This window comes from Nocardioides terrigena, assembly GCF_003047265.1.
GTDB lineage: Bacteria > Actinomycetota > Actinomycetes > Propionibacteriales > Nocardioidaceae > Nocardioides > Nocardioides terrigena.
Map to the genome: position 1 here is coordinate 148,312 of NZ_PZYY01000007.1, position 19,887 is coordinate 168,198.

17 protein-coding genes are annotated in these 19,887 nt (G+C 69.3%); 11 read left to right on the top strand and 6 right to left on the bottom strand.

The window, feature by feature from the left end:
- Positions 1–56 precede the first annotated feature (56 nt).
- Genes yajC through DAE25_RS16375 form a run of 3 tightly spaced genes read left to right on the top strand, consistent with a single transcriptional unit; the run spans position 57 to position 3,311 of the window.
- Complete coding sequence (gene yajC, locus DAE25_RS16365) at positions 57–368, top strand: preprotein translocase subunit YajC (protein ID WP_107767214.1); 312 nt, start codon at positions 57–59, stop codon at positions 366–368.
- 52 nt (positions 369–420) lie between these two features.
- Positions 421–954, top strand: coding sequence for an adenine phosphoribosyltransferase (locus tag DAE25_RS16370; protein WP_107767427.1), 534 nt, complete (start codon positions 421–423; stop codon positions 952–954).
- A 59-nt stretch (positions 955–1,013) separates the two neighbouring features.
- Complete coding sequence (locus DAE25_RS16375; protein ID WP_234411099.1) at positions 1,014–3,311, top strand: RelA/SpoT family protein; 2,298 nt, start codon at positions 1,014–1,016, stop codon at positions 3,309–3,311.
- A 143-nt stretch (positions 3,312–3,454) separates the two neighbouring features.
- Here DAE25_RS16375 and DAE25_RS16380 read toward each other — a convergent pair whose 3' ends face one another.
- Both DAE25_RS16380 and DAE25_RS16385 read right to left on the bottom strand, forming a co-directional pair.
- On the bottom strand, positions 3,455–3,754 hold the full coding sequence (locus tag DAE25_RS16380; protein ID WP_107767215.1) for a GIY-YIG nuclease family protein: 300 nt from the start codon (positions 3,752–3,754) through the stop codon (positions 3,455–3,457).
- Positions 3,755–3,901: 147 nt separating this feature from the next.
- On the bottom strand, positions 3,902–5,155 hold the full coding sequence (locus DAE25_RS16385) for a DUF349 domain-containing protein (protein ID WP_107767216.1): 1,254 nt from the start codon (positions 5,153–5,155) through the stop codon (positions 3,902–3,904).
- Positions 5,156–5,245: 90 nt separating this feature from the next.
- Here DAE25_RS16385 and DAE25_RS16390 point away from each other — a divergent pair, with 90 nt between their 5' ends.
- From DAE25_RS16390 to DAE25_RS16425, 8 genes are all read left to right on the top strand, one after another.
- Positions 5,246–5,956: an MBL fold metallo-hydrolase gene (locus DAE25_RS16390; RefSeq protein WP_107767217.1), complete on the top strand. Its 711-nt coding sequence runs from the start codon at positions 5,246–5,248 to the stop codon at positions 5,954–5,956.
- A 6-nt stretch (positions 5,957–5,962) separates the two neighbouring features.
- Complete coding sequence (gene hisS, locus DAE25_RS16395; RefSeq protein WP_107767218.1) at positions 5,963–7,372, top strand: histidine--tRNA ligase; 1,410 nt, start codon at positions 5,963–5,965, stop codon at positions 7,370–7,372.
- Positions 7,369–9,174 carry an aspartate--tRNA ligase gene (gene aspS / locus DAE25_RS16400; RefSeq protein WP_107767219.1) on the top strand — a complete coding sequence of 602 codons (1,806 nt, stop codon included), beginning with the start codon at positions 7,369–7,371 and terminating at the stop codon, positions 9,172–9,174. The genes hisS and aspS overlap by 4 nt, the downstream gene beginning before the upstream one ends.
- Positions 9,175–9,394: 220 nt before the next feature.
- Entirely contained in the window at positions 9,395–10,381 is a 987-nt protein-coding gene (locus DAE25_RS16405; RefSeq protein ID WP_234411100.1) for an ABC transporter permease, read from the top strand.
- A gap of 76 nt (positions 10,382–10,457) precedes the next feature.
- The gene (locus DAE25_RS16410) at positions 10,458–12,215 is read left to right on the top strand and encodes an ABC transporter substrate-binding protein (RefSeq protein WP_107767221.1); all 1,758 of its coding nucleotides are present in this window, start codon (positions 10,458–10,460) and stop codon (positions 12,213–12,215) included.
- A 141-nt stretch (positions 12,216–12,356) separates the two neighbouring features.
- Positions 12,357–13,361, top strand: coding sequence for an ABC transporter permease (locus DAE25_RS16415; RefSeq protein ID WP_107767222.1), 1,005 nt, complete (start codon positions 12,357–12,359; stop codon positions 13,359–13,361).
- Positions 13,358–14,461, top strand: coding sequence for an ABC transporter ATP-binding protein (locus DAE25_RS16420; protein ID WP_107767223.1), 1,104 nt, complete (start codon positions 13,358–13,360; stop codon positions 14,459–14,461). The genes DAE25_RS16415 and DAE25_RS16420 overlap by 4 nt, the downstream gene beginning before the upstream one ends.
- A 203-nt stretch (positions 14,462–14,664) precedes the next feature.
- Positions 14,665–15,783 carry an ABC transporter ATP-binding protein gene (locus DAE25_RS16425; RefSeq protein WP_234411119.1) on the top strand — a complete coding sequence of 373 codons (1,119 nt, stop codon included), beginning with the start codon at positions 14,665–14,667 and terminating at the stop codon, positions 15,781–15,783.
- Between the two features lie 34 nt (positions 15,784–15,817).
- On the opposite strand, the gene DAE25_RS16430 is transcribed toward DAE25_RS16425, so the two are convergent.
- Genes DAE25_RS16430 through DAE25_RS16445 form a run of 4 tightly spaced genes read right to left on the bottom strand, consistent with a single transcriptional unit; the run spans position 15,818 to position 19,842 of the window.
- Positions 15,818–16,825: an ABC transporter ATP-binding protein gene (locus DAE25_RS16430; RefSeq protein ID WP_107767225.1), complete on the bottom strand. Its 1,008-nt coding sequence runs from the start codon at positions 16,823–16,825 to the stop codon at positions 15,818–15,820.
- Positions 16,822–17,886, bottom strand: coding sequence for an ABC transporter ATP-binding protein (locus DAE25_RS16435; RefSeq protein ID WP_107767226.1), 1,065 nt, complete (start codon positions 17,884–17,886; stop codon positions 16,822–16,824). Before DAE25_RS16435 ends, DAE25_RS16430 begins: the two co-directional genes overlap by 4 nt.
- On the bottom strand, positions 17,886–18,848 hold the full coding sequence (locus DAE25_RS16440) for an ABC transporter permease (protein WP_107767227.1): 963 nt from the start codon (positions 18,846–18,848) through the stop codon (positions 17,886–17,888). The genes DAE25_RS16435 and DAE25_RS16440 overlap by 1 nt, the downstream gene beginning before the upstream one ends.
- Positions 18,841–19,842, bottom strand: coding sequence for an ABC transporter permease (locus DAE25_RS16445; protein WP_107767429.1), 1,002 nt, complete (start codon positions 19,840–19,842; stop codon positions 18,841–18,843). The genes DAE25_RS16440 and DAE25_RS16445 overlap by 8 nt, the downstream gene beginning before the upstream one ends.
- Positions 19,843–19,887: the final 45 nt, after the last annotated feature.

A 19,887-nucleotide genomic window follows, 5' to 3' on the forward strand; every position in this document is an offset into this window, starting at 1 on the left:
CGTCTGCAGCTCGTGGGGACCGTCGTCTCACTCCCTGACTCGCGAGGTACTCGACCGTGACGGAGCTCGTCTCCTTCCTGCCCCTGGTGGCCATTGCCCTGCTCTTCTGGCTGATGGTGGTGCGACCCGCCTCCCGCCGCCAGAAGGAGCTCGCCCGCCTCCAGTCCTCCCTGGAGCCCGGCCAGCGCGTGATGCTGTCGTCCGGCATCTTCGGCACGATCATTTCGGTGGTCGACGACCGCGTGAAGGTCGAGATCGCCCCGGGCGTCGAGGTCGAGGTCGTCCGCCCGGCCATCGGCTCCGTCGTACCCGTCGAGGAGGAGGAGCCCGGGACCACGCCCGGGACGCACTCCGACCCGGAGGCCTGAGGTGGCCCCTCGGGCTGAGACCGGGCCGGACGTGAGCGATCCGACCGGCGACCTGGCCCGGGCCCACCTCGACCGCCTCATCATCGACGTCCCCGACTACCCGGAGGCGGGGGTCGTCTTCAAGGACATCACGCCGCTGCTGGCCGACCACGTGGCCTTCGGGTCGGTCGTGGGTGCGCTGGCGCAGGCCGGTCGGGACGCCTCGGGCGCCACGGTCGTGGACAAGGTCCTGGGCATGGAGGCTCGCGGGTTCATCCTGGCCGCCCCGGTCGCCCTCGAGCTCGGGGCGGGCTTCGTGCCCGTCCGCAAGGCCGGCAAGCTCCCGCGCGCGACGCACTCGGTCTCCTACTCGCTGGAGTACGGCGAGGCGACGCTCGAGGTGCACCGCGACGGCATCTCGCCCGGCGATCGGGTGCTCCTGGTCGACGACGTGCTGGCCACCGGCGGCACCGTGGCGGCCACCCGCGAGCTCGTCGAGCGGTGCGGCGGCACGTGCGTCGGCGTGGCCGTCCTGATGGAGCTGAGCTTCCTCCCGGGCCGTGCCGCGGTCGACGGACTGCCGCTGCGCGCCCTGATGACGGTCTGACCTCGCGCTGACCTGGAGACCGCCCCACCGGCGCGCGGGGTCGTCACTAGACTGGGTGGATGGCTGAGGAGACCACCACACCGGCACCGCGGGAGCGGTCCGCCGACGTGCCCGTCTCCGCCCGCAGCATGCGGGCCCGGCTGGCCCGGATCGGGGCCAAGGCCCCCACCGGCAACCCGGTCCTCGAGCCGCTCTTCCGCGCGGTGCGCGCCAACCACCCCAAGGCCGACCTGGCCCTGCTGGAGCGTGCCTACGGCATCGCCGAGCAGATGCACGGCACCCAGATGCGCAAGAGCGGTGACCCCTACATCACCCACCCGCTCGCGGTGACGACGATCCTCGCCGACATCGGCATGACCGAGCCGACCCTGGTGGCGTCGCTGCTGCACGACACGGTCGAGGACACGCCGTACACCCTCGACCAGCTGCGCGCCGACTTCGGTGACGAGGTCGCCGTCCTCGTCGACGGCGTGACCAAGCTCGACAAGGTCCAGTACGGCGACTCCGCCCAGGCCGAGACGATCCGCAAGATGATCGTGGCGATGTCGCGTGACATCCGGGTGCTGGTCATCAAGCTCGCCGACCGGCTCCACAACATGCGCACGCTGCGCTACCTCAAGGCCGAGACGCAGGAGCGCAAGGCCCGCGAGACCCTCGACATCTACGCACCTCTCGCGCACCGCCTCGGCATGAACACCCTCAAGTGGGAGCTCGAGGACCTCGCCTTCGCCACGCTGCACCCCAAGATGTACGACGAGATCGTGCGGCTCGTCGCCGAGCGTGCGCCCTCGCGCGACCAGTTCCTCGCCGAGGTGATCGAGAAGGTCGAGGCCGACCTGCGCGACGCCAAGATCAAGGCCAAGGTCACCGGGCGACCCAAGCACTACTACTCGATCTACCAGAAGATGATCGTCGGCGGCCGGGAGTTCTCCGACATCTACGACCTGGTCGGCATCCGCATCCTCGTCGAGGACGACCGCGACTGCTACTCCGTCCTCGGCGTGCTGCACTCGCGGTGGAACCCGGTGCTGGGGCGCTTCAAGGACTACGTCGCGATGCCGAAGTTCAACATGTACCAGTCGCTGCACACGACGGTCATCGGGCCGCAGGGCAAGCCGGTCGAGCTCCAGATCCGGACCTTCGCGATGCACCGTCGCGCCGAGTACGGCGTCGCGGCGCACTGGAAGTACAAGGAGGACGGCAAGGCCGGGGTCGACACCGACCGGCCGGGCGACCTCGACGACATGTCCTGGCTGCGCCAGCTCATGGACTGGCAGAGCGAGGTCGAGGACCCGGGGGAGTTCCTGGAGTCGCTGCGCTTCGAGATGAACCGCGCCCAGGTCTACGTCTTCACCCCGCGCGGCGACGTCATGCCGCTGCCCGTCGGGTCCACCCCGGTCGACTTCGCGTACGCCGTCCACACCGAGGTCGGCCACCACACCATCGGCGCCCGGGTCAACGGTCGTCTCGTGCCCCTCGAGTCCTCCCTCGACAACGGTGACGTGGTCGAGGTCTTCACCTCCAAGTCGCCGGGCGCCGGACCGTCGCGCGACTGGCTCAACTTCGTCAAGTCACCGCGCGCCCGCTCCAAGATCCGCCAGTGGTTCACCAAGGAACGCCGCGAGGAGGCGATCGAGCGCGGCAAGGAGCAGATCGGCCGGATGATGCGCAAGGAGGGCCTGCCCCTCAAGCGCCTCATGACGCACGAGTCCCTCTCGCTGGTGGCGTCGCACTTCAACCACGCCGACGTGTCCGCGCTGTACGCCGCGGTGGGGGAGGGCAACCTCAGCGCCCAGGCCGTCGTACGCAAGGTCATCGACCTGCACGGCGGCGACGACGGGGCCGCGGAGGACCTCGCCGAGGGCGTCACCATCACCGGTCGTCGCGGTCGGGCCAAGCCCACCTCGAGCGACGCGGGCGTCATCGTCAAGGGCGTCGAGGACCTGTGGGTCAAGCTCGCCAAGTGCTGCACCCCGGTGCCCCCGGACCCGATCCTCGGGTTCGTCACCAAGGGCGGCGGCGTCTCCGTGCACCGCAAGGACTGCACCAACGCCGGCAACCTCGAGACCCAGCCCGAGCGGCTGCTCGAGGTGGAGTGGGCGCCGACCTCGCAGTCGACCTTCCTGGTCAACATCCAGGTGGAGGCCCTCGACCGTGCCCGGCTGCTGTCCGACATCACCATGGTGCTCTCGGACGCCCACGTGAACATCCTCAGCGCGACCCTCTCCACCACCCGGGACCGGGTGGCCAAGAGCCGCTTCAGCTTCGAGATGGCCGACGCCTCGCACCTCGACAGCGTGCTCCGCTCGGTGCGCTCCGTCCCGGGCGTCTTCGACGCCTACAGAGTCACTTCCTGACCGACACTGGTGGTCCAGCCGAGCCTCGGATCGGTGGTTGAGGTGCGAGCGGAGCAGGCCTCGGATCGGTGGTTGAGGTGCGAGCGGAGCAGGCCTCGGATCGGTGGTTGAGGTGCGAGCGGAGCGAGCCTCGAAACCCCCGATCAGCCGCCCCTCGCTCGTCCACCCCGCCGACGGGACGCGGCGACCAGCTCGTCGTACTCGCCGGTGATCAGCGCCTCTCGCTTGCGCCTGCTCCAGCCCTGGATCTGCTTCTCGAGGGTGAATGCCTCACCGACGTGCTCGGTCTCCGCACTCCAGACGAGCTCGACCGGGCGGCGCGCACGCGTGTAGGCGGCGCCGAGATCTGGTGTGTTGTGCTGGAAGACCCGTAGCTCGAGGTCGCGGGTGCTGCCCACGTAGTAGGAGCCGTCGGCGCAGCGGAGCATGTAGACCCAGGGCATGGGTGCCGCCTACCCATGGCGGCCGGAGGTCATGCTGAAGGAATCTGGGCTGTGGACGGCGGTTTCGAGGCTCGCTGCGCTCGCACCTCAACCTCCGAGGTGTCTCGGCCCGGCGCGGCACCGAGTGCGACTCCCGGGACGGGTGGGTCAGCCGCCGAACTCGGCGGACGCGCGACGCGCCATGTCGAGGAAGGCCTGCTTGTTGGCCAGGTCCGCCTCGAGGTCCTTGATGCGCCGGGCGTCGCCGGAGGCCTGCGCCTTGTCGAGCTTGGCCTGGGCGTCGGCGATGCCGGCCTCGAGCTTGGACACCATGTCGTCGGCGCGGGCGGACTTCTCCGGGTCGGACTTCTTCCACTGGTCGTCCTCGACCGAGCGGATGGCCTGCTCGACCTTGCGGATGCGGCCCTCGAGGTCCTTCATCCGGTCCCGGGGGACCTTGCCCGCGGCGTCCCACTTGTCGGCGATGTCGCGGAAGGCCCGCTTGGCGGCGTCGAGGTCGGTCACGGGCAGCAGGGCCTCGGCCTCGACGAGAAGCGCCTCCTTGACCTCGGCGTTGACGGCGAACTCCTTGTCGAGCTCGGCGTTGGCCGCGTCGCGGTTGCCGAAGAACGTGTCCTGCGCGCCGCGGAAGCGCTGCCACAGCTGGTCGTCGACGTCGCGCGGGGCGGGGCCGGCGGCCTTCCACTCGCGCATCAGGTCGCGGTAGCGGCCCGCGGTCGGACCCCACTCGGTGGAGGTGGCGAGGCCCTCGGCCTCGGTGGCCAGGCGCTCCTTGATGACCCGGGCGCCGTCGCGGCGCTCGTGCTCCTCGGCGAAGTGGGCCTTGCGGCGCCGGGTGTACGTCGTACGCGCCGACGAGAAGCGCCGCCACAGCGTGTCGTCGGTCGACCGGTCGAGACGGGGGAGCGCCTTCCACTGGTCGAGCAGGTCGCGCAGCCGGTTGGCGCCGTTGCGCCAGTCGTTGCCCTCGGCGAGCTTCTCGGCCTCGGCGACGATCTTGTCCTTCTCGGCCCGCGACTCGGCGCTGCGCTGGGCCTTCTCGGCCCGGCGGGCGTCGCGCTGGATGGCGATGAGGGGCGCCGTGGCGTCGAGCCGGGCGGCCAGCGCGGTGAGGTCGCCGACGGCGTTGGCCTCGACGACCTGCTCGCGGAGCGCCTTGACCGTGGAGGTGGCCTCCTCCGGGCTCAGCTTGCCGGCGCCGATGCGCTGCTCGAGCAGGTGCACCTCGAAGGCGAGCGCGTCGTAGCGGTCGGTGAAGAACTTCAGCGCCTCCTCCGGGGAGCCCTCGGGGTACTGCCCCACGGAGCGTTCACCATCGGTGGTCCGGACGAATACGGTGCCGTCCTCGGTGACCCGGCCCCAGGGGGAATCGGGCGGCGAGGACTGCTTGTCGGCGCTCATGGTCGCCCATCGTAGTCACGTGCCCGAGGGGCCTCGGTAGGCTGACTCCTCGTCGTGCCCGACCCGCCCACTGCTGAGGACTGTTGCCCCGTGTTCATCGCCGGCTTCCCCGCTGGACCCTGGGGCACCAACTGCTACGTCGTCGCCACCGGAGCGGGCAACGAGTGCGTCGTGATCGACCCCGGCAAGGACGCCGCCGCCGGTGTCGACGAGGTCGTCCGCGAGCACCGGCTCAAGCCGGTGTCCGTCCTGGTGACCCACGGGCACGTCGACCACATGTGGTGCGTGGCCCCCGTGGCAGGCACGTACGACGCGACGGCGTACATCCATCCGCGCGACCGGCACCTGCTCTCCGACCCGATGGCGGGCATGAGCCGCGAGACGACGGCGATGCTCCTCGGCGGCAGCTACGAGTGGGCCGAGCCGGACGACGTGCGGGAGCTCTCCGACCTCCAGGAGATCGAGCTCGCCGGCCTGCGCTTCCTCGTCGACCACACCCCGGGCCACACCGAAGGATCGGTCACCTTCCGGACGCCGTACGGCGAGCAGGACATCAGCGACCTGATGTTCTCCGGGGACCTCCTCTTCGCGGGGTCCATCGGCCGCACCGACCTGCCCGGTGGCGACCACGCCACGATGCTGCGCAGCCTCACCGACAAGGTGCTGCCGCTCGCCGACGACATCGTGGTGCTGCCCGGTCACGGCGAGCAGACGTCCATCGGTCGCGAGCGCGCGACCAACCCCTACCTGCTCGAGCTCCAGCACGGGGACGAGCCCGGTCGAGTCACCCGAGGTCTGTAGATCACCATGAGCAAGCCCACGCCCCTCAGCGGGTTCCCCGAGCTGCTGCCTGCCCAGCGGGTCGTCGAGCAGCAGGTCATCGACACGCTGCGCCACACCTTCGAGCTGCACGGCTTCGCGGGCATCGAGACCCGCGCGGTCGAGCCGCTCGACCAGCTGCTCCGCAAGGGCGACACCTCCAAGGAGGTCTACCTCCTGCGCCGCCTCCACGAGGAGTCCGCGGAGGGGCACGCCGGGCTCGGCCTGCACTTCGACCTCACCGTCCCCTTCGCGCGCTACGTCCTGGAGAACGCCGGCAAGCTCGACTTCCCGTTCCGGCGCTGGCAGATCCAGCGGGCGTGGCGCGGTGAGCGGCCCCAGGAGGGCCGCTTCCGGGAGTTCACCCAGGCCGACATCGACATCGTGGGCCGTGACGCGCTGGCGTTCCACCACGACATCGAGGTCACCCGCGTCATGGTCGACGCCCTGACCCGCCTCGACTTCCTGCCTGCCTTCCGGCTCCAGGTCAACAACCGCAAGCTCATCCAGGGCTTCTACGCCGGTCTGGGCATCAGCGCCGACGACGGCAGCACCGACGAGGTGATGCGCCTCGTCGACAAGCTCGACAAGCTGCCCGTCGACAAGGTCCGCGACCTGCTGCTCCAGGACGCCGGCCTGTCGGTGGAGAACGCCGACCGGGTGCTCGAGCTGGCCACCATCCGCTCGGACGACGACGGCTTCGTCGCCGCGGTGCGCGCCCTCGGTGTCGAGCACGAGCTGCTGGACGAGGGGCTGGAGGAGCTGGCCGCCCTGGTCCGGGGCTGCGCCGACCTGGTCTCCGACCGGGTGCGCGTGACGGCCGACCTGTCCATCGCCCGCGGCCTCGACTACTACACCGGCACCGTCTTCGAGACGCGCCTCGACGGCTACGAGTCGATGGGCTCGATCTGCTCGGGCGGGCGCTACGACGCGCTCGCCAGCGACGGCCGGACGACGTACCCGGGGGTCGGCATCTCCCTGGGCGTGAGCCGCGTCGTCGTACCCCTGCTGGCCCGCACCGGCCTGACCGCCTCCCGCTCCGTGCCCAGCGCCGTGCTCGTCGCCGTGGTCGACGAGGACTCGCGCGCCACCAGCAGCGCCGTCGCCGCCGACCTGCGCCACCGCGACGTCCCCTGCGAGGTCGCACCCGACCCCGCGAAGTTCGGCAAGCAGATCCGGTACGCCGAGCGGCGCGGCATCCCGTTCGTCTGGTTCGTCCAGCCGGACGGCACCCACCAGGTCAAGGACATCCGCTCCGGTGAGCAGGTCGACGCCGACCCGGCCACCTGGGCCCCGCCGGCGGCAGACCTCCGGCCCAGCATCAGCACTCCCGGTGTCGAGGCTCGCTCTGCTCGCACCTCAACCACAGACATCATCAACTCCGAGGAGACCCCGTGATCCGCACCCATGACGCCGGCGCCCTGCGCGCCGAGCACGTCGGCCAGACCGTCACCCTTGCCGGGTGGGTGGCCCGGCGCCGCGACCACGGGGGAGTGGCCTTCCTGGACCTCCGCGAGGCCAGCGGCGTCGTGCAGGTCGTGGTGCGGGACGAGGCCGTGGCGCACAGCCTGCGCAGCGAGTACTGCCTCAAGGTCACCGGTGAGGTCGTGGCCCGCAAGGCCGGCAACGAGAACCCCAACCTCGCGACCGGCGAGATCGAGGTCGTCGCCCTGCCCGGCGTCGAGGGCATCGAGGTGCTCTCCTCCTCCGACCCGCTGCCGTTCCCGATCGACGACGCGTCCGGCCACAAGGGCGGCGAGGTCGGCGAGGAGGCCCGCCTCAAGCACCGCTACCTCGACCTGCGCCGCTCGGGCCCCAACGCGGCCCTGCGCCTGCGCTCCAAGGTCAACAAGGCGGCCCGCGACGTCCTCGACGCCCGCGACTTCGTCGAGGTCGAGACGCCCACCCTCACCCGCTCGACGCCCGAGGGCGCCCGCGACTTCCTGGTCCCCGCGCGGCTGGCGCCCGGCAGCTGGTACGCCCTCCCGCAGAGCCCGCAGCTGTTCAAGCAGCTGCTCATGGTCGGCGGCATGGAGCGCTACTACCAGATCGCCCGCTGCTACCGCGACGAGGACTTCCGCGCCGACCGCCAGCCCGAGTTCACCCAGCTCGACATCGAGATGAGCTTCGTGGACCAGGAGGACGTCATCACGCTGATGGAGGACGTCCTCGAGGCCATGTGGGCGCAGGCCGGCCACACCATCGAGCGGCCGCTGCCGCGGATGACGTACGGCGACGCGATGGCGCGCTTCGGCTCCGACAAGCCCGACCTCCGGATGGGCCTCGAGCTCGTCGAGTGCACGGAGTACTTCGCCGACACCTCCTTCCGGGTCTTCCAGGCCGACTACGTCGGCGCCGTCGTGATGCCTGGCGGCGGCAGCCAGCCGCGACGCCAGTTCGACGCGTGGCAGGACTGGGCCAAGCAGCGCGGGGCCAAGGGTCTGGCCTACGTCACGATCGCCGAGGACGGCGAGCTGGGCGGCCCGGTCGCCAAGAACCTCACCGACGCCGAGCGCGAGGGCCTGGCGGCCCACGTCGGCGCCCAGCCCGGGGACTGCATCTTCTTCGCGGCCGGCCCGGTCAAGAGCAGCCGTGCCCTGCTCGGCGCTGCGCGCCTCGAGATCGGCCGTCGGGGCGACATGCTCGACGACTCCGTGTTCGCCTTCACGTGGGTCGTCGACGCGCCGCTCTTCGAGCCGAGCTCGGACGCGGTGGCCAGCGGTGACGTCGCCGTCGGTGCGGGCGCCTGGACGGCCGTGCACCACGCCTTCACCAGCCCCAAGCCCGAGTTCGTCGACACGTTCGACACCGACCCCGGCAGCGCGCTGGCCTACGCCTACGACATCGTCTGCAACGGCAACGAGCTCGGTGGCGGGTCCATCCGTATCCACCGGGGCGACATCCAGAAGCGTGTCTTCTCCGTGATGGGCCTCAGCCCGGACGAGGCGCAGGAGAAGTTCGGCTTCCTGCTCGACGCGTTCAAGTTCGGCGCCCCGCCGCACGGCGGCATCGCCGTGGGCATGGACCGCATCGTCGCCCTGCTCGCCGGCACCGACTCGATCCGCGACGTCATCGCGTTCCCGAAGTCCGGAGGGGGCTACGACCCGCTCACGGCGGCGCCTGCGCCGATCTCGCCCGAGCAGCGCAAGGAGGCCGGTGTGGACGCCACACCGGTGGAGGATGTGTCGCTCGAGGAGTGATCCGTGGGCGATCCTGCGGCGGTCCGGGCGCGACGGTCGTGTCCGGATCGTTACGCGTCAGTGATCGCCTGTGCGGTAAGCGTCACATAGAGTCCCGTCTCGGCGCTGCCCGAATGGACTAGTCAGGCCGCCACCCCGAATCACTGATCCCCCCGGACCAGCATCCCCGCCAGATAGGGAGAGCATGTCGCAGCCGACTGCACCCGAGACATTGGGCTCGTTGACCGACGAGACCACGCTCGACCCGAACAGCAAGGCCTCGAAGGAGATCGCCGGCAAGTCGCCGATGCGGATCGCCCTGGGCCGGCTCGTGAAGGACAAGATCGCGATGGCCTGCGCCTTCGTCATCCTGTTCTTCATCTTCATCGGCGTCTTCGCCGGCGTGATCAGCGGCCTGTTCGGGGTCAACACCGACACCCAGTCGCCCAGCCAGTTCCTCGACGTGCTCAACGGCGGCATGCCCAAGCCGGAGTACGGCCCGCCCAACGGTGGCTTCACGTGGGACCACCCCTTCGGCATCGCGCCCCGCACGGCCGACGACAACCTGGCCTACTGGCTCTACGGCGCCCGGACCTCGCTGATGATCGCCTTCGGCGCCACCCTCTTCGCCTCTGTCGTCGGCGTCGTCGTCGGCCTGCTCGCCGGCTTCCTGGGCGGCGTCGTCGACCGGGTCCTGTCCTTCTTCGTCGACACCTTCCTCACGGTCCCGTTCCTGCTCGCCGCGCTGACCATCGCGCCGATCCTCAACGAGCGGTTCAACGACAGCGACAACTACCCGACCATCCAGAAGGTCAGCCTCGTGGTCGTGCTGGCCATGTTCGGCTGGATGGGCATGGCCCGCCTGATCCGTGGCGAGGTGCTGTCGCTGCGCGAGCGTGAGTTCGTGCAGGCGGCGCGGGTGCTCGGCATGCCGACCCGGCGCATCCTGTTCAAGGAGCTCATGCCCAACCTGGCCGCGCCGATCATCATCAGCGTCTCGCTCATGCTCCCGGCCTTCGTGGCCGCGGAGGCCGGCCTGGCCTTCCTCGGCATCGGCGTGACCAGCGGTGCCTCGTGGGGGCTGACGATCAGCTTCGCGATCACCTACTTCGAGGCCTACCCCCTCTACCTCTGGGAGCCCCTGATCGGCGTCGTGCTGCTGGTGCTCTCGCTCAACCTCCTCGGCGACGCGATCCGCGACGCCCTGGACCCCAAGACTCGTCGCTGACCACCCGGTCACCGATGTAGACGCTGCCGACAGCACCTGCCGCCGGCACGAACACAGATAAGAAAGGCTGGACAGCATGAAGCGGAACAAGCCGCTCGCGCTCGTTGCCGGCGCTGCGCTCCTCACCCTTGCTGCCTGTGGCGGCGGGGGCGACGACAGCAGCTCCTCTGGCTCGGGCAGTGACCGAGAGTTCGGTGCCCAGGAGGGCGGGAGCAAGGACGCTGAGCGTCAGGGCCCCGCCGCGGAGATCGAGGGTGCCACCGCTGGTGGGACCGTCACGGTCTACCTGCCTGGCGACCCCGGACCCAACTCGCTTGACCCGACCGACGGCTGGTCCGTCACCGGCAACTCGATCCAGCAGGCGCTGACCCACCGCTCGCTCACGCAGTACGTGCGTGACGAGGAGGGTCAGCCGGTCCTGGTCCCCGACCTCGCGACCGACCTGGGCACGCCCAACGACGACTTCACCGAGTGGACCTTCACGATCCGCGAGGACGCGAAGTGGGAGGACGGCAAGCCCGTCACCGCCGAGGAGGTCGCCTGGGGCATCCAGCGCTCGCTCGACTCCGACACCTTCCCGTCGGGTCCCGGCACCGAGTACTCCAAGCACTACTTCCTGGGTGCCGAGGACTACAACGGTCCCTACACCGACAAGGGCAAGACCTACGACGGCATCACCGTCTCGGGTCAGGACGTCACCATCAAGATGGAGACCCCCTTCCCGGACATGGACTACTGGGGCGCCTTCATGGCGATGGGCCCGGCTCCGCTCGGCAACGCCTCCAAGCCGCCGAACTACGGCCAGGACCCGCTGTCCAACGGTCCCTACATGATCGAGGACTTCCAGCCCAACCAGGAGCTCACCCTCGTCAAGAACGAGCAGTGGGACCCCAACTCCGACCCGGGTCGTCACCAGTACGTCGACAAGTGGGTCTTCAAGTTCAACCAGGACCAGGCGCAGGTCGACCAGATCATGCTGTCGGACAACACCGACTCGCAGACCGCGATCTCGACCGCCCTCGGCTCGGACAAGTACACCGAGGCCAACGAGGCCCTGGGTGAGCGTCTCGTGCAGCAGACGTCGCAGTGTGTCTCCACGCTGACGCCTGACTACTCGAAGATCACCGACATCAACGTGCGCAAGGCCCTCGCCTACGCCTACCCCTACGAGGACATGTGGTTCGCGACGGGCGAGGTTCCCGGCGTCACCCGCATCCCGGCCAACTCCGTCATGCCCCCCGGCATGGCTGGCAAGGTGGACTTCCAGGTCGACGGTGAGCAGATCACCTACAACCCGGAGAAGGCCAAGGAGCTCCTCGCCGAGGCCGGCGAAGAGGGCTACCAGATCACGATGGTCTACTACGAGGTCGACCCGCTGGCCGTCGCCGGTCAGAAGCAGCTCACCAAGGGCTTCGAGGAGGCCGGCTTCCAGGTCAAGGCGATCCCGGTCCAGGTCTCGCCGTACGACATCTGGCTCGACCCCGACAACAAGACGAACAAGCAGCTCAACCTGCGTGGCGTCAACTGGTGCTCGGACTGGCCCGCCGGCTCGACCATGATCCCGCCGCTCCTCAAGACCGACGCTGTCTACAACACCGCCGGCTTCTCGGAGCCCGAGATCGACCAGAAGATGGACGACATCGCCACCATGCCTCTCGAGGACCAGGCCGACGCCTGGGGTGCGCTGGACGAGGAGATCATGACGGACTACTTCCCGATCATCCCCACCGCGTTCCGCAACGACCTGTTCGTCTTCGGTTCGAAGGTCGGCAACCCGACCGGTGACGGCGCCCTCGGCGCCCCGAACTACAAGGACGTCTACGTGATGCAGTGAGCCTTGCGCTCCTGCACCATCGGATGAACCCTGTGTTCTAGCAACACCGCTCAGCAACAGCAGCAACTGACGGGTGGGGGTCCCAGACCGGGGCCCCCACTCGTCAGCCCGCACACTTCCACCACCCCCGGAGAGGCTGAGATGTTCGCCTATCTCGTCAAGCGGCTGATCTCAGGCGCCCTCGTACTCACCCTGGTGTCGATCGCCGTCTTCCTGCTCTTCTGGTACGGCCCCTCGAGCCCGGCGCAGACCATCTGCGACCGCGAGACCAGCAACCGCTGCGGTGATCGCATCGAGATCTACGAGCGGACCCTCGGCTTCGACAACCCCGTCCACGAGGAGTACCTCAAGTGGGCCAAGGGTGTCTTCGTCGGCCGGGACATCCAGATCGCGTCCACCACCTACGAGTGCGAGGCGCCGTGCCTCGGCGTCTCCTACCTGACCAAGCAGCCGGTCTACGAGGAGCTCGTCGCGCGTCTGCCCGCCACCGTGTCGGTGGCCGTCGGCGGCGCCTTCCTCTATCTCCTGTTCGGCATCCCCATCGGCGTCGCGGCAGCCCGCAGGCGCGGGACCGTCGCCGACAAGGCCCTCGTCTCGAGCTTCCTGTTCCTCAGCTCCATCCCGTACTACCTCTTCGCGCTGCTGACCTGGCTCTACCTCACCGTGCTCTGGGAGGCGCCGTACGTCAGCGACACTGGTTACTTCCCGATCACCGACAATCCGGCCAAGTGGTTCGCGGGCATGTTCCTGGCCTGGGTGGCCCTGGGCATCTTCGGGTGCACGCAGTACACCCGCTACACCCGGGGCGCCATGGTCGAGGCGCTGAGTGAGGACTACATCCGGACGGCCAAGGCCAAGGGCCTGCCCCCACGGGCCGTGGTCTACAGGCACGGCCTGCGGGCGGCCCTCGTGCCGGTCGTGACGATCTTCGGCATCGACTTCGGGACCCTGCTGGCCGGCACCATCTTCACCGAACGTATCTTCGACATCGACGGCATCGGCTACTGGAGCCTCCAGGCCGTCCAGCAGAAGGACCTGCCCGTGGTGGCCGCCACCGTCCTGTTCAGCGCCGTCCTCCTGATCGTTTCCAACCTGATCGTCGACGTGATCTACAGCGTCCTCGACCCGAGGGTGAGGCTTTCGTGACCACGACCCCTTCCGAGACCCACGCTGGGCAGGCCGAGCGCCCCCAGTCCGACGGACCGATCCTCGAGGTCGAGGACCTCTCGGTGACCTTCCCGACCCAGGACGGGCCGGTGACCGCGGTCAAGAACCTGAGCTACACGGTCGAGATGGGCCAGACCCTCGGCATCGTGGGCGAGTCCGGCTCCGGCAAGTCCGTGTCCAGCCTCGCGGTCCTCGGCCTGCACGACGCCAAGTCGAGCAAGATCACCGGCTCGATCCGGGTGGCGGGGACCGAGGTGGTGGGCCTCTCGGAGTCCCGCATGCGGCGGCTGCGCGGCAACACCGTCTCGATGATCTTCCAGGACGCCCTTGCAGCGCTGCACCCGTTCTACAAGATCGGTGGCCAGCTCGAGGAGGCATATCTGGTGCACCACCGGACCGCCTCCAAGCGCGACGCGCGCCGCAAGGCGATCGAGATGCTCGACCGCGTCGGCATCCCGCAGCCGGACCGGCGCGTGGACGACTTCCCGCACCAGTTCTCCGGCGGCATGCGCCAGCGCGCGATGATCGCGATGGGCCTCGTCAACGACCCGTCCCTGCTCATCGCCGACGAGCCCACCACGGCGCTCGACGTCACCGTGCAGGCGCAGATCCTCGACCTGCTCCAGGACCTCCAGCGCGAGTTCAACTCCGCGGTCATCATCATCACCCACGACCTCGGGGTCATCGCCGAGACCGCCGACGACGTGCTGGTGATGTACGCCGGTCGCGCCGTCGAGTACGGCACCGTCAAGCAGATCCTGACCCGGCCGGAGATGCCCTACACGTGGGGCCTGCTGTCCAGCATCCCGGACGTGGCGGCCAGCACGGACGCCAGGCTGATCCCGATCCCGGGCAACCCGCCGAGCCTGCTGAGCCCGCCGTCGGGCTGCTCCTTCCACCCGCGCTGCACGCACACGGACAAGGTGCCCGGCGGTCTCTGCTCCTCGCAGCTCCCCGAGCTGACCCCGGCGAGCGGTGTCGACCACGTCAAGCGCTGCCATCTGGCCAACCCCGAGCTGATCTACCGGACCGAGGTCCTCCCGGAGATCGCCCCCGACCTGGTCGAGGAGATCCGATGACCCAGGACCCCAACGTCCGATCCCAGGTCGAGCCCACCGAGGTGGGTGCCAACGCCGCCGAGACCGGCGAGCGTGACCTGGAGGCCGAGCCGCACGACGCCTACAGCGACCACGAGGTCCAGGTGCCGGGGGCACTCGAGGGACACGTGGCCAGCCGCCTCGACCCCGACGCCCCCGCGGTGCTCGAGGTCGAGGACCTGAAGATGTACTTCCCGGTGAAGTCCTCGGGCCTGGTCCGTCGCACCATCGGTCACGTGCAGGCCGTCGACGGCGTCTCGTTCCAGGTGCCCAAGGGCGGCTCGCTCGGCCTGGTGGGGGAGTCGGGGTGTGGCAAGTCCACGACCGGCCGTCTCATCACCCGCCTCTACACGCCGACCGCGGGGTCGATGATGTTCGAGGGCCAGGACCTCGCCAAGCTCTCCAACCGGGCGATGAAGCCGCTGCGCCGCGACGTGCAGATGATCTTCCAGGACCCCTACACCTCGCTCAACCCGCGGCACACCGTCGGCGCGATCGTGGGGGCCCCGCTCGCGGTCCACAACGTCGTCCCGAAGAACAAGATCCTGCCCCGGGTCCAGGAGCTCCTCGAGGTCGTCGGTCTCAACCCCGAGCACTACAACCGCTATCCCAACGAGTTCTCCGGCGGGCAGCGCCAGCGCATCGGCATCGCCCGGGCGCTGACCCTCAACCCCAAGCTCCTCGTGGCGGACGAGCCGGTCTCGGCGCTGGACGTCTCCATCCAGGCGCAGGTCATCAACCTCCTGCAGGACCTGCAGCGGGAGTTCGACATCGCCTTCCTCTTCATCGCCCACGACCTCGCGGTGGTCCGTCACTTCTGCCCCGAGGTGGCGGTGATGTACCTCGGCAAGATCGTCGAGATCGCCGACCGCGAGACGCTGTACGCCGCGCCGTACCACCCCTACACGCAGGCCCTGCTGTCCGCGGTCCCGGACGTCAAGCAGGCCGCCATCGGTGGCCGTCGCGAGCGCATCCGTCTCGAGGGCGACGTGCCCAGCCCGATCAACCCGCCCTCCGGCTGCCGGTTCCGCACGCGGTGCCCGCTGGCCCAGGAGATCTGCGCCAAGGTCGAGCCGCCGCTGCTCCAGGTCGGTCCGCGCCACAAGGTGGCCTGCCACTTCGCCGGTGAGCTCGGCCAGCACCCGGCCACGCCGGTCACCGCGGGCCTGCTCGGCGTCGACGACCAGGGCAGCCCCTCCGCCAGCGGTCCGGCGGCGACGGAGGTGTCGACCGGTCCCGGCTACGCCAAGGAGTGGTTCGACGTGAAGGCGCGTCAGATGACCTCGCAGGCGGGCACCGCCTGACGGTCCGGGACGCGTTCGGGCCCACCTGGTCCCATCAGTGGGTCGCGCGTGTGACCACCTTGACCTCTGCGAAGTGGCAGGCCGACGGATGGTCGCCGTGGGCGCGGACCTCGAGGACCGGCTCCTGCTCGGCGCAGATGTCCTGGGCCTTCCAGCAACGGGTGCGGAAGCGACACCCGGACGGCGGGTCGGCGGCCGAGGGCAGGTCGCCGGTGAGGACGATCTGCTCCCGGCGGCCGCGCAGCCTCGGGTCCGGTACGGGTACGGCGGACAGCAGGGCCTGGGTGTAGGGGTGCATCGGGCGCTCGTAGATCTGGTCCTCGGTGCCGAGCTCCATGAGCTTGCCGAGGTACATCACGGCGACCCGGTCGGAGATGTGGCGCACGACTGACAGGTCGTGGGCGACGAAGATGTAGGACAGCCCGAACTCGTCCTGCAGGTTCTCGAGGAGGTTGACCACCTGCGCCTGGACGGAGATGTCGAGGGCGGAGACCGGTTCGTCGCAGATGATCACCTTCGGACGCAGGGCCAGGGCCCGGGCGATCCCGATCCGCTGGCGCTGCCCGCCCGAGAACTGGTGCGGGTAGCGGTTGATGTGCTCGGGGCTGAGCCCGACCACTTCGAGCAGCTCCTCGACGCGGCGCCGGCGATCCCCCTTGGGGGCGACCTCGGTGTGGATCTCGAACGGCTCGCCGATGATGTTGCCGACGGTCATCCTGGGGTCCAGCGAGGAGTAGGGGTCCTGGAAGATGATCTGCACGTCGCGGCGGATCTGGCGGAGTCGAGCCGGTTTCATGCCGACCAGCTCCTCGCCCTCGAGCCTGATCGATCCGGAGGTCGCCGGGATGAGTCCCATCAGCACTCGCGCCAGGGTGGACTTGCCGCAGCCGGACTCGCCCACGATCCCCAGCGTCTCGCCCTCGTAGAGCTCGAGGGAAACCCCGTCGACCGCCTGCACCTGACCCACCGTGCGCTTGAAGACGCCCGCGGTGATCGGGAAGTACTTGCGGACGTCGGCCGCGGCCAGGACCACCTCGCTCATGTGTCGAGCACCTCCTGGAAGAAGTGACAGGCACTGAGCCGGCCGGGTGACACGGTGTACAGGGGTGGGGTGTCGTCGCGACACCGTTGCCGGGCGAAGCGGCACCGGGGGTGGAAGGCGCAGCCCGGCGGCATCTGGGTCAGGTTGGGCGGCAGGCCCTGGATCGACGCGAGCTGCTTGCCCTTCATGTCCACGCGCGGGATCGATTCGAGCAGCGCCTGGGTGTAGGGATGGGCGGGCTTGTCGTAGATCGAGTAGACGTCGGCCTTCTCCACCTCGCGGCCCGCGTACATCACACAGATGTCGTCCGCGACGTCGGCGACCACCCCGATGTCGTGCGTGATCAGGATCAACCCCATGTTGCGCTCGGCCTGCAGGTCGGCCAGCAGCTTCATGATCTGGGCCTGGACGGTGACGTCGAGGGCGGTGGTGGGCTCGTCCGCGATGATCACGTCCGGGTCCAGGGCGAGCGCCATCGCGATCATGACCCGCTGCCGCATGCCGCCCGAGAACTGGTGCGGATAGTCGTCGACGCGCTGCGCTGCCGCCGGGATCCCGACCAGGTCGAGGAGGCGTACGGCCTCGTGCCTGGCCTGCGTGCGCGAGTAGCCGAGGCGCTTGCGGAACAGCTCGCCGAGCTGCCAGCCGACCTTGAACACCGGGTTGAGCGCGCTGAGCGCGTCCTGGAACACCATGCCGATCCGGTTGGCGCGCACCTGGCGTCGGTCGTCCTCGTTGAGCGTCAGCAGGTCGACCCCCGACAGGAGCACCCTCCCGCCGACGACCCGGGCGGGCGGGGAGTCGAGGATCCCCATGATCGCCTGCGCGGTGACGGACTTGCCGCACCCGGACTCGCCCAGGATGCCGAGGGTCCGTCCCGCCTCGAGGGTGAAGCTCACGCCGTTGACGGCGTGCGCCACTCCCTCGTGGGTGTGGAAGTCGACCCGCAGCTCCTGCACGTCGAGAAGGGGCGCGGTCGGGTCGAAGTGCAAGGAGGCGATCGCCTTGCTGTCGGCCGGCTCCGGAACCGGGCCGGCGGACAGGATGTCGGAGTCAGACATCAGCGGCCCTTCGGATCGAGGGCGTCGCGCAGTGCGTCGCCCATCAGGATGAAGCTGAGCACGGTCACCACCAGCACGGTGCAGGGAAACACGAGGAGGTGCGGAAAGCCCGCGACCGCGAAGGCCTGCCCCTGGGCGATGGTGATGCCCCAGGACACCTCGGGCGGCTTGAGCCCGACACCGAGGAAGGTCAGGGTCGCCTCGGCCGCGATGAACGACCCGATGTAGATCGTGCACAGCACGATGATCGGGGCCAGCGCGTTGGGCAGGATGTGCCGCAGGATGATCCGGTGGTTCGTCGCTCCCATGGCCCGGGCCGCCTCGACGAAGTCCTGGTCACGCAGGCTGAGGGCGGTGCCGCGCACGATCCGGGCCATCTGGGTCCAGCCCAGCACCACCAGCACCAGGATCACCGCCCAGATGCTCTGCGACTTGAGCAGGGCCAGGAAGAGCAGTGCACCCAGGAGGAACGGCAGGCCCAGGAAGATGTCGGTGACACGTGAGATCACGGTGTCGACCCGACCGCCGTAGTAGCCGGCCCACAGACCCAGCGTCGTGCCGATCAGGGCCGTCAGCGCGGTCACCACGACGGCCACCACGATCGACGGACGCGCCCCCCAGATGAGCTGGGAGTACATGTCGCAGCCCAGGGTCGTCGTCCCGAGGGGGTATCCGTCGAGGTCCGTGTCGTACCCGGGGGGCGGCGTGCCCGGGAACCAGGACGGCGGCGTCCTGTTGATGTTGATGTCGCACTCGAGCTTGCCCTTGTCGGTCCACAGTGTCGGGAAGAGTGCCCAGGAGACGACCACGAGCACGATCAACGAGCACACGATGAAGACCGGGTTGCGGATCAGCTGTCGACCGGCGTCCTTCCAGATGCTCCCCGAGGCGGACGGCCCCCTGGCCGGGGTGCCGGTCGGGACGGCACCCGGGTCCTCGGTGGCGGGACTGGTGCTACCCATAGCGGATCCTCGGGTCGAGCACGGCGTACAGCAGGTCGACCAGGAGCGACGCCACCAGGTAGACCAGGACCAGCAGGGGCACCACCGCCATGATGATCGCCGTCTCGCCGGTGACGGCTGCCCGGTAGACGAGGCCGCCGATCCCCGGGATGTTGAAGATGCCCTCGGTGACGATGGCACCCGCCATCAGTGTGCCGATGTCGATGCCGATCAGGGTGATGACGGGGATCAGGCAGTTGCGCAAGGCGTGGATGCCGACGATCCGACGGGACTTGAGGCCCTTGGCCTTGCCGGTCCGGACATAGTCCGAGCGCAGCGACTCGATCAACCCGGTCCGGGTCATCCGGGCCACGACCCCGAGCGTGGTCGCACCGAGGACCATGGCCGGGATGACCAGGCTCGCCCAGGGGAAGTCGGACTGGTAGGAGACCGAGAAGATCGCCTGCACCCAGTCGGGTGCCCCGCGGTCCCTGACCCAGTTGCCGACGTACAGGCCGAAGACGATCTGGGTGAGCACCCCGAGGACGAAGATCGGGACCGAGATGGCCAGCACGGTGACGACCCGGACGAAGTTGTCGGCGAAGCGGTCCTTGCGGAGCCCGGCGAGGACACCCGCGAGGATGCCGACGACCGACTCGAAGACGATCGCGAGGAGGGTCAGGCGCAAGGTGACCGGTGCGGCGCGCTTGATCAGGTCGACGACCGGCTGTTGGTTGAAGTCGACCCCGAAGTCGCCGCCGAAGTAGCCGGTCATTCGCTCGACGAACATGCCGATGCACGGGTTGCCGGTCTGCTCGAGGCAGGGGTCGTCCAGTCCGAAGGCCCGGGTCAGGGCGGCGATCGTCTCCGGCGGCGGCTGGCGGTCCCCGAAGAGGGCGCGTACCGGGTTGCCGTTGATCTGGAACGACAGGACCGTCATGTAGTGGAGCAGGAACAGGGTGCCGATGAGCACCGGGATGAACTGGAGCACGCGTCGCACGGCGTACGGACCCATCGCCATCCCTTCCTGTGCACGTGACGGAGGACGAACCGGCGACGG

Excerpts from the sequence above, each read along its gene's own strand:
- DAE25_RS16385 (WP_107767216.1), bottom strand. The coding sequence starts at position 5,155 with ATGAGCGCCGACAAGCAGTCCTCGCCGCCCGATTCCCCCTGGGGCCGG.
- DAE25_RS16440 (WP_107767227.1), bottom strand. The coding sequence starts at position 18,848 with ATGGGTAGCACCAGTCCCGCCACCGAGGACCCGGGTGCCGTCCCGACC.
- DAE25_RS16380 (WP_107767215.1), bottom strand. The coding sequence starts at position 3,754 with ATGCCCTGGGTCTACATGCTCCGCTGCGCCGACGGCTCCTACTACGTG.
- DAE25_RS16410 (WP_107767221.1), top strand. The coding sequence starts at position 10,458 with ATGAAGCGGAACAAGCCGCTCGCGCTCGTTGCCGGCGCTGCGCTCCTC.
- DAE25_RS16375 (WP_234411099.1), top strand. The coding sequence starts at position 1,014 with ATGGCTGAGGAGACCACCACACCGGCACCGCGGGAGCGGTCCGCCGAC.
- hisS (WP_107767218.1), top strand. The coding sequence starts at position 5,963 with ATGAGCAAGCCCACGCCCCTCAGCGGGTTCCCCGAGCTGCTGCCTGCC.
- DAE25_RS16425 (WP_234411119.1), top strand. The coding sequence starts at position 14,665 with ATGTACTTCCCGGTGAAGTCCTCGGGCCTGGTCCGTCGCACCATCGGT.
- DAE25_RS16430 (WP_107767225.1), bottom strand. The coding sequence starts at position 16,825 with ATGAGCGAGGTGGTCCTGGCCGCGGCCGACGTCCGCAAGTACTTCCCG.
- DAE25_RS16415 (WP_107767222.1), top strand. The coding sequence starts at position 12,357 with ATGTTCGCCTATCTCGTCAAGCGGCTGATCTCAGGCGCCCTCGTACTC.
- DAE25_RS16435 (WP_107767226.1), bottom strand. The coding sequence starts at position 17,886 with ATGTCTGACTCCGACATCCTGTCCGCCGGCCCGGTTCCGGAGCCGGCC.
- DAE25_RS16445 (WP_107767429.1), bottom strand. The coding sequence starts at position 19,842 with ATGGGTCCGTACGCCGTGCGACGCGTGCTCCAGTTCATCCCGGTGCTC.